6 protein-coding genes and 1 pseudogene are annotated in these 9,370 nt (G+C 69.2%); 4 read left to right on the forward strand and 3 right to left on the reverse strand.

Going from position 1 to position 9,370, the window contains the following annotated elements:
• Positions 1 to 125 precede the first annotated feature (125 nt).
• Genes A5752_RS00825 through A5752_RS00835 form a run of 3 tightly spaced genes read right to left on the reverse strand, consistent with a single transcriptional unit; the run spans position 126 to position 2,999 of the window.
• Positions 126 to 1,607, reverse strand: coding sequence for a flavin-containing monooxygenase (locus A5752_RS00825; protein ID WP_067080596.1), 1,482 nt, complete (start codon positions 1,605 to 1,607; stop codon positions 126 to 128).
• Between the two features lie 16 nt (positions 1,608 to 1,623).
• Positions 1,624 to 2,055, reverse strand: a complete 432-nt coding sequence (locus A5752_RS00830; protein WP_067080599.1) for an ester cyclase — start codon at positions 2,053 to 2,055, stop codon at positions 1,624 to 1,626.
• Positions 2,052 to 2,999, reverse strand: coding sequence for an alpha/beta hydrolase (locus A5752_RS00835; protein WP_067080602.1), 948 nt, complete (start codon positions 2,997 to 2,999; stop codon positions 2,052 to 2,054). Before A5752_RS00835 ends, A5752_RS00830 begins: the two co-directional genes overlap by 4 nt.
• Here A5752_RS00835 and A5752_RS00840 point away from each other — a divergent pair.
• The 4 genes and pseudogenes from A5752_RS00840 to A5752_RS00855 form a co-directional block, all read left to right on the forward strand.
• The gene (locus A5752_RS00840; RefSeq protein ID WP_067080605.1) at positions 2,998 to 3,720 is read left to right on the forward strand and encodes a lysoplasmalogenase; all 723 of its coding nucleotides are present in this window, start codon (positions 2,998 to 3,000) and stop codon (positions 3,718 to 3,720) included. The two genes, A5752_RS00835 and A5752_RS00840, sit on opposite strands and share 2 nt — an antisense overlap.
• Positions 3,721 to 3,797: 77 nt before the next feature.
• On the forward strand, positions 3,798 to 5,744 hold the full coding sequence (locus tag A5752_RS00845; RefSeq protein WP_197500510.1) for a primosomal protein N': 1,947 nt from the start codon (positions 3,798 to 3,800) through the stop codon (positions 5,742 to 5,744).
• A 32-nt stretch (positions 5,745 to 5,776) separates the two neighbouring features.
• Positions 5,777 to 7,579, forward strand: a pseudogene (locus A5752_RS00850) (DUF2207 domain-containing protein).
• A gap of 110 nt (positions 7,580 to 7,689) precedes the next feature.
• Positions 7,690 to 9,370, forward strand: a 1,681-nt coding sequence (locus A5752_RS00855; RefSeq protein ID WP_067080610.1) for a DUF2207 domain-containing protein, incomplete at its 3' end; no start/stop codon positions are given.

The following is a 9,370-nucleotide window of genomic DNA, read 5'->3' on the forward strand; positions in this document are numbered from 1 at the left end:
CCNGCCGAAGCACTCGACGAACTACTCTCCAACCCGTCCACACCGACAGCTGTTGCTTAGAGCACTAGAAACCGCCGCGCGAAATCGGGCAGTTTTGCGTCTGCTCGCGAGGAGAAGAGACCCCCTCAGGAGCTGAACGCGTAGTCCCTTAGCGGGAAGCGGCGGCTGCGCCAGAGGGCCTCGAGCGTGGTGGTCGGGCGCAGGGGCGCATCGCCGTTCTTGTCGAAGTAGTAGCTGTTGGCCAGCTGGCAGCTCTCCTGCCAGAAGATCTGGCGATGACGCTTGCGCATCATCTCCGCGAAGTAGCGGTCGTTGGCCTCCTGCGTCACTTCCACGCGACGCGCGTTCTTGCGCCGGGCGTGCTTGAGGCAGCGCACGATGTGGTGGGTCTGGGTCTCGATCAGCGCGAAGTACGACGAGCCGACGTAGCCGTAGGGGCCGAACACCGTGAAGAAGTTCGGAAAGCCCGGCACGCTCACCCCTTCGTAGGCCTGCAGCCGGTTCTCCTGCCAGTGTTGGCTCCACGACCGGCCATTCGAGCCGGTGACCGGATAGGTCGGCATGTCGTCGGCGTCCATCACCCTGAACCCGGTGGCCAGAATCAGCACGTCGATGTCGCGGGTCATACCGTCGGCGGTCGCCACACCCGAGCCGGTGATCTTGTCGATCGGCTCGGTGACCAATTCGACGTTGTCGCGGTTGTACGTCGACAGGTAGGTGTTGTGGAAGCCGGGCCGCTTACACCCGACCGCATATCGCGGCGTGAGCTTGTCGCGGACCTCCGGGTCGTCGACCTCCTTGCGCAGATACGCCTCGCCGACCTTGGACATGTTCTTGGCCATCGGATTGATGGTGAAGTACTGCGCGGGCAGCGTGAACGTCAGCTCGACGTAGGCCTGGCTGAGTAGCCGTTGCACGACGTGCCCGCCGGGCAGCCGCATCATCCGCCGCGCAGTCGGAGACAGCGGCACGTCGAACTTCGGGAAACACCAGATCGGTGTGCGCTGGAAAACGCTGAGCTGCTTGACGATCGGCGCGATCTCGGGGATCACCTGCACCGCCGATGCTCCGGTGCCGATGACCGCGACCCGCTTACCGGTCAGGTCCTGCCCGTGGTCCCAGCGCGCGGTGTGCATCGTGACCCCGGCGAACGAGTCCACGCCGTCGATGTCGGGCAGTTTCGGCGTGATCAGCACGCCGCACGCGTTGATCAGGAACCGCGCGGTGACGACCTCACCGGAGTCGAGTTCGATCCGCCACATGCTCTCGTCGTCGTCGAACACAGCGCCGAGCACTTTGGTGTTGAAGCGGATCTTGGGACGCAGCCCGTACTTGTCGACGCAGTGCTCGGCGTATGCGCGCAACTCGTGTCCCGGCGCGTACGTGCGGGTCCACTCCGGGCTCTGCTCGAAGGAGAACTGATAGGAGAACGACGGAATGTCAACGGCGATACCGGGATAGGTGTTCCAGTACCAGGTGCCGCCGGGACCTTCTCCGGCCTCGACGATCAGGTAGTCACCGAGACCGGCTTTGTCGAGGTTGATCCCGGCGCCGATACCGGAGAAGCCGGCGCCGACGATGAGGGTGTCGTGATCGGGCACTGTCATAGGGCCTCCCGTGTTCTCACGTCCCGATCACGGTACCCCCGTTGGTCAGCCGTTGCGACAACTCCCAAGCGCTGCGCTCGACCCAGTTGGCGAGCAGCTTGCCGTCCTCGCCGACCGCCCACACGGCGGTGCCCGTCATGGCGATGTCGCTGCCGTCGGGCGTGCTCCCGAGATAGCCGTTGTTCTTGCCGGTCAACAGCCACCGCGACGCCACCCGGCTGCCGTCGGCGTTCTCGAACGACTCGGCCACCTCGAGGTGCAAATCGTCGACCTTGCCGAGGAAGTCGGCGATCCAGCGTTTGAATTCCTCGCGGCCGCGCACGGTCTCGCCGCCGGTGACGATCACGAAGCCGTCGACCACGAAACGGTCTGCCGCGGCTGGGTCGTGAGCGTTCCAGACCTCGTCCCAGAAGGCGTGGACGATGTCGGTGGATTTCGTTGTGTTCACATAGCGTGTAACGCGGTGCGCAGCGCCCGCAATCCCCGTTCGGCGGCCTCGGTCGCGGCGGGCACGACGCCGGCGTAGCCGAGGTAGCCGTGGACGAGCGTCGCGGCGTTGTGCAGTTCGACGGGAACGCCCGCGTCCGACAGCAACTCGGCGTATCTGGCGCCGTCGTCGCGCAACGGGTCGTGCCCCGCGACGGCGATGTAGGCCGGCGGCAGGCCGCTCAGATCCTTCGCACGCGCGGGCGCCAGCGTCGCCGGCATGTCCGACAGATCCATGTCGCCGACGTACCACCGCGAAACCCCGCCTATCGCAGCGAGATTCAGGATCGGCGCGTCGGCGTTCTCCTCGAACGACGGCAACGAGGTGTCCCACGTCGTCGCCGGATACCACAGCAGCTGAAAGCGGATCGCCGGCCCGCTTTCGCGCGCCAACTGCGCCACCACCGCGGCGAGGTTGCCGCCCGCCGAATCACCGGCCACCGCAAGCCGCGACGCGTCGACCCCCAACTCGTCGGCGTGCTCGGCCACCCACTGCGTCACCGCCCATACGTCGTCGACGGCGGCGGGGTAGGGGTGCTCGGGCGCCAGCCGGTAGTCGACCGAGACCACAACGGCATCGGCGTCGGCCGCGTGCCGTCGGGCCGTCCCGTCGTAGCTGTCGAGGTCACCGACCGACCAGCCCCCGCCGTGGAAGAACAGCACGACCGGCGGCGGCGCCTCGGTTTCGGTCGGCGGCCGGTACACCCGCACCGGGATCGGGCCGCCGGGCCCGTCCACCGCGCGGTCCTCGGCGCGCACCTCGGGCAGGATCTCGACCCGGGGCAACGCGTTGAACCGCTCCCGCGCGGCCTGCGGACCGCCGTCGGTTGTCAACTGAAACGGGACCGCCTCCAGTACCTTCAGCAGAATGGCGTCGACAGCCGGCTTCTCTTCAGCGACAGACATGGAGACACCGTACGTTCACCCGCGCACCAGGATTCTGTGGGTAGCCGCGGCCGTCGTCGCTGCCTGCTACGGAGTGTTTCTGATCGTCACCGCGGTACGTGTTCCCGCCGGTGCCGAGCTCACCGGCCAGTTCACCTTGCAGCCCGCAGTCAAGGCCGCCGCGGCCGTGCTGTTGGCCGTGGCCGCGCTGACGCATCCGGTCGCCCGCGAACGACGCTGGCTGGTGGCCGCGCTGGTGTTCTCGGCCGCGGGTGATTTCCTGCTGGCGCTGCCGTGGTGGGAGCCGTCCTTTGTGCTGGGGCTGGGCGCCTTCCTCGTCGCGCACCTGTGCTTCCTGGCCGCGCTGTGGCCACTGGTCACCCGCTCGGCGCCACGCTTGGCCGCGGCCGCAATCACGGTCGCGGCCTGCCTGGCGCTGCTGGTGTGGTTCTGGCCGCGACTCGTCGCCGACGGCATGGCCGTCCCGGTCACGCTGTACATCACCGTGCTGGGCGCGATGGTGTGCGCGGCGCTGATGGCCCGGCTGCCCACGCCGTGGACGGCGTTGGGCGCGGTGTGCTTCGCGGTGTCGGACGCGATGATCGGGATCGGCAAGTTCGTGCTCGGTTCCGAGGCCCTCGCGGTGCCGATCTGGTGGGTGTACGCCGCCTCACTGCTGCTCATCACCGCCGGGTTCTTCTTCGGCAGGGCGTCGGTGTCGTCTGCTACCACGTCTGCGTGACGGCACCCGACGGCCCGGCCCGCCCGGGCGCCACCCGACAGCCAGCCGAGCACGAACCGGTCGCGCGGGTGCTGCCCATGCTGACGGTGCCGCACCTGGACCGCGAATTCGACTACCTGGTCTCGGCCGAGCAGTCCGACGACGCCCAGCCCGGCGTCCGTGTGCGGGTGCGGTTCCACGGACGGCTGGTCGACGCGTTCGTTCTGGAACGGCGGTCCGACACCGACCACGTCGGCAAGCTCGGCTGGCTCGATCGCGTGGTCTCACCCGAACCGGTGCTGACGCCCGACATCCGCCGGCTGGCCGACGCCGTCGCGGCCCGCTACGCCGGCACCCGCGCCGACGTGCTGCGGCTGGCCGTCCCGCCGCGCCACGCGCGCGTCGAGAAGCAGGACCCGCCGCAGCCGACGGCGGCCGAGCCCCGCCCGGTCGACACCACGGCCTGGAACTCCTACGGCCGCGGGGAGCAGTTCGTCGCGGCGCTGACCGGCGGACGCGCCGCCCGCGCGGTGTGGCAGGCGCTGCCCGGGGAGGCCTGGGCCGATCGGCTGGCCGAAGCCGCGGCGGTGATGGTGAACGCGGGCCGGGGCGCGCTGGTGATCGTGCCGGACCAACGCGATATCGACGCCGTGCATGCCGCGGCGCTCCGCCTGCTCCACGAGGACCTGGTGGTGGCGTTGTCGGCCGGACTGGGCCCCGCGCAACGGTATCGGCGCTGGCTGTCGGTGCTGCGCGGCAGCGCCCGGCTGGTGATCGGCACCCGCAGCGCGGTGTTCGCCCCGGTCGCGGACCTGGGCCTGGTGGTGGTGTGGGACGACGGCGACGACACGCTCGCCGAGCCCCGCGCGCCGTATCCGCATGCCCGCGAGGTGGCCATGCTGCGCGCGCACCAACTCCGCTGCGCCGCGCTGATCGGCGGATACGCCAGGACCGCCGAGGCCCAGGCGCTGGTGCGCAGCGGCTGGGCCCACGATCTGGTGGCGCTGCGGCCTGTGGTGCGCGCGGCCTCACCGCGCGTCGTCGCCCTCGAGGACAGCGGTTTCGAACAGGAACGCGACCCGGCCGCCCGGACGGCCCGGCTCCCGTCGATGGCGCTGCAGGCCGCGCGCAAGGCGCTGGAGTCCGGCGCCCCCGTGCTGGTGCAGGTGCCCCGGCGCGGCTACGTGCCCGCCCTCGCGTGTGCGCGCTGCCGGACCATCGCCCGGTGCCGGCACTGCACCGGCCCCCTGTCGCTGCCCGACCGCGACGCCGCGGGCGCGGTGTGCCGGTGGTGCGGCCGCGCCCACGCGTCGCTGCGCTGCGCCCGTTGCGGCTCGGACGCGGTGCGGGCGGTGGTCGTCGGCGCCCGGCGCACCGCCGAGGAACTCGGCCGCGCCTTCCCGGGTACGACGGTCATCACGTCCGGCGGCGACGCGATGGTCGGCGAGGTGCCCCAGCGCCCCGCGGTCGTAGTGGCGACGCCCGGCGCCGAACCCGTGGCCGCCGGCGGCTACGGGGCCGCGCTGCTATTGGACAGCTGGGCGCTACTCGGCCGCCAGGACCTGCGGGCGGCCGAGGACACCCTGCGCCGCTGGATGGCCGCGGGCGCCCTGGTGCGCAGCCGCAGCGACGGCGGAGTGATCGCCGCGGTCGCCGAATCCGCGATCCCTACCGTGCAGGCACTGATCCGCTGGGACCCCGTCGGGCACGCGGACGCCGAACTGAACGCCCGCGCCGAAGTCGGCCTCCCGCCCGCCGTGCACATGGCCGCGATCGACGGGATCCCCGAGGCGGTGCACGCGCTGCTCGACAGCGCCGACCTCCCCGACCTTGCCGAACAACTCGGTCCGGTGGAACTGCCGGTCGGCGCTCGCCGCCCACCGGGGCTGCCGCCGGACGCAACGGTGATCCGGATGCTGCTGCGGGTTCCGCGCGATACGGGGCTGGCCCTATCCTCGGCCCTGCGCCGGGCCACCGCCGTGCTCAGCGCCCGTCACGACCAACAGCCGGTCCGCGTCCAGATCGACCCGCTGCACATCGGGTGATCCGGACACCGACCTGGCGACAGGAGGTTCACGTGCGTCGGCGGCTCGAGTTGGCAATCACTCTGCTGTTGTTGGCCTTTGGGGTGTTGTGGCCGGTGATCTTCACCGGCGGCGACTCTGATGCCGCCCCCGCCGAAGATCCGGTCGTCATCACCGACTACGACGCGGATTTCGTCATCGACGCCGACGGCCGGCTGGAGGCCGTCGAAACCATCACCACGTCGTTTCCCAGCGGCAGGCACGGAATCTTCCGCTATTGGGACGTCACCAACCCCAACGACACCCATGTACGCCAGATCCCCGAGATCAAATCGATCTCCCTGAACGGGAAAAGCGTTCCATATCAGATGCTTTGGGAGAACGGTCGGCGCTTCCGCGTCGCCAAGATCGGCGATCCCGACCGCACGCTGAACGGCACGCAGGTCTTCCAGATCCGGTACTCCATCGACGGCGTCCTCGATCCCAATACCAGCGGCGCACCTGCCGATTCGGTCTTCTACTGGAACGTGATCGCCCCCGCGTGGAACAACGCGATCAACAAGGTCGACATCTCGGTCGCCCTTCCCGGTGAGGTTCCCCGGGTGCAGTGTTCGGTCGGCTACGGCGTGGGGACACCGTGCGAGAACCTGACGATCGACGGCACGACGGTGCGACTGTCGGCCCGGCATCTGGCCCCGCGGACACCGGTGACGATTCTCGCGGACGTCGACGTGCCGACGCCCCCGCGCGCCACGGTCCCGTGGACACCCAGATGGGATGGCGTTCTCGGGCAGTCACTGTCCGGTGTGTGGTGGATCGCGGCGTTCACCGCGGCGGCGGGCTTGGCGGGTCTGGCGTGGTATCGCAGCACGGTCGAACGACCGCCCGGATTCCCGTTGCAGTACACGCCCCCAGAGGGGCTCGGCCCGGTTCAGACCGAGTACATCCGCGCCGAGGCGGTGCCCAGACAGGCCCTCACCGCGACACTGTTCCATCTCGCCGAACGCGGGTTGATCGAGCTGCGCCAGTTGACCAACGGGCACTGGCGCATTCGCGGTCAGGCCGAGCGCGTGGCCTGGCGCGACGTCGATCCGGTCAGCGTCGCGGTCGGGTCGGCGCTGAGGGTGACGAGCCCGGGCGAAGAGTTCGAAGCGAACGAGACCGCGCGTCCGGAGAGAAGCTCGCCAAGGCCAAGGCCGACATGACCAAGGCCGTCGAGAAATGGGCCGACGGCACGCTGCTGGTCAAGGCGCGAGGCGAACTGTGGGTGCGCGCGGCGAACGTGATCGCGTTGTTGCTCATCCCGTTCGGCGTGTTCCGCTGGGGATTCCCGACCACTTCGTGGGCGTTGCCTTTCGGGGCGTTCTTCCTGCTGACGCTGGGGTCGTGGGCCCCGGGCGTGGGTACCCGCCGGACCGAGGCGGGCCGCGAACTGTGGTCGCGCGCGGGCGGTTTCCACCGCATGCTCACCACCGATTCGGCCGAGGCGCGGTTCGATTTCGGGGCCCGTAGCGACCGGTATTCGGCGTATGTTCCCTACGCGGTGGCCGCGGGCGCCGCGGCGGCGTGGGCGAAGAAATACAAGGCCGATACGGGTTCGGCCGCGCCGCAGCCGGATTGGTACCACACCACCTCGACCACCGGTGCCGTTTACACCTACGGCGGCGCCGGCTTCGGGGGCTTCGATGGCTTCGACAGCTTCGAATCGGCGTTGTCGTCGTCGATCAGCGCCTACACGGCATCCCAGTCGTCCCGGCAGCACAGGCGGTGGCGGGTTCAGCGGTACCGGTTTCGGCGGCGGCTTCAGCGGCGGTGGCGGCTTCGGTGGTGGCGGGGGAGGGGGCGGCTCGTGGTGAGCCCCGGCCCAGTGGTCAACAGGACGATCACCGGCGAGTTCACGTCGAAATCGGCGCGTTGCACTTAGGGTGAACCCGAAAACCGGGGTCGCACGCAACAGGAGGTCCGCATGCGTCGGCTGTTCGCGTGGGTGTTCACGTTGCTGGTGTTGGCCTTTGCGGTGCTGTGGCCCCTGGTGTTCACCGCCGGCGGCTCGGACGCCACCGCCGCCGACGACCCCGTCGTCATCACGAACTACAAGGTGGATTTCGTCGTCGACGAGCAGGGCCGGCTAAGCGCCGTGGAGACCATCACCGCGGATTTCCCCACCAGTCGGCATGGGATCTTCCGGTACTGGGACGTGACCAACCCCAACAGCCCACGCGTCCGCCAGGTACCGGACATCAAATCGATTCTGCTCGACGGCGACTCGGTGCCCTACCAGATGCTGTGGGAGGGCGACGAGCGGTTCCTGGTCGCCAAGATCGGCGACCCCGACAGCTACCTCAGCTACGGCGAGCACGTGTACGAAATCCGCTACTCCGTCGACGGCGTGCTGGACCCCGGCACCACCGGAGCCGACCGCCGGTTCGCCAGCTCGACGGGTGAGCCCGCAGACACAGGTTCGGTGTTCTTTTGGAACGTGATCGCGCCGGCCTGGAACAACAGGATCGAACACGCCGACATCTCGGTCCGTCTCCCCGGAGACGTTCCCGCCGTGCAGTGTTCGGTTGGCTACGGCGTCGGCAGACCGTGTCAGGGTCTGACGACGACGGGGCACAGGGTCACGTTCTCGGCGCGCAACCTGCCGCCACGCACACCGGTGACGGTGCGCGCAAGCGTGGACGTGCCGGCACCGCCACGAGTCGAACTGCCGTGGAGCTACAAGTGGGATCGGGTGCTGGGGCGGTCGCTGACCGGAGTGCTGTGGGTCGCGGGGCTCACCGTCGCGTCCGGACTGGCGGCCCTGCTGTGGTACCGCACGACGGTCGAACCGTCGCCCGGTTTCCCGCTGCAGTACGCGCCGCCCCAGGGGCTCGGCCCGGTGCAGACCGAGTACATCCGCACCGAGGCGGTGCCCAAACAGGCACTCACCGCGACGCTGTTCTACCTCGCCGAACGGGGTCTGATCGAACTCCGCCAGGTCAGCGCCCAACACTGGAAGATCCGCAGCATCGCCGAACACGGCGCATGGGCCGACGTCGATCCGGTCAGCGTGACCGTCGGATCGGTGTTGAAGCTGTTGCATCCCGGAAGCGAGTTCGAGGCGAAGAAGACCGTCAAGTCGGGGCAGAAGCTCAACAAGGCCAAGACCGATCTGGCCAAGGCCGTACAGAACTGGGCCTTCGACAACAAGCTGCTCGTCAAGCGCAGCAAGGAACTGTGGCTTCGGACCGCGAACGCGATCGCGTTCCTGCTCATGCTGTGCGCCGTCTTCCGCTGGCTGTTCCCGACCACGATGTGGGCGTTGCCGTTCGCGGCGTTCTTCCTGCTGTCGATCGGATCGTGGGCCGCCGGCGTCGGCACACGGCGAACCGAGGCGGGTCGCGAACTATGGTCGCGTGCAGGGGGTTTCCACCGCATGTTGACCACAGACTCGGCCGAGGCGCGGTTCGACTTCGGCGCGCGCAAGGACCTCTACTCGGCCTACGTTCCGTTCGCGGTCGCGGCGGGCGCCGCGGCGCTGTGGGCCAAGAAGTACGAGACGACGATGGGTACCGCGGCGCCACAACCGGATTGGTACCACTCGTCATCGTCCAGCGGGATGGGCTCTGTCTCTTATACACATCTCCGAGCCCACGAGACTGCAG

This window comes from Mycobacterium sp. 852002-51961_SCH5331710 (assembly GCF_001665535.1).
Taxonomy (GTDB): Bacteria; Actinomycetota; Actinomycetes; order Mycobacteriales; family Mycobacteriaceae; genus Mycobacterium.

Excerpts from the sequence above, each read along its gene's own strand:
- A5752_RS00825 (WP_067080596.1), bottom strand. The coding sequence starts at position 1,607 with ATGACAGTGCCCGATCACGACACCCTCATCGTCGGCGCCGGCTTCTCC.
- A5752_RS00840 (WP_067080605.1), top strand. The coding sequence starts at position 2,998 with ATGGAGACACCGTACGTTCACCCGCGCACCAGGATTCTGTGGGTAGCC.
- A5752_RS00835 (WP_067080602.1), bottom strand. The coding sequence starts at position 2,999 with ATGTCTGTCGCTGAAGAGAAGCCGGCTGTCGACGCCATTCTGCTGAAG.
- A5752_RS00845 (WP_197500510.1), top strand. The coding sequence starts at position 3,798 with ATGCTGACGGTGCCGCACCTGGACCGCGAATTCGACTACCTGGTCTCG.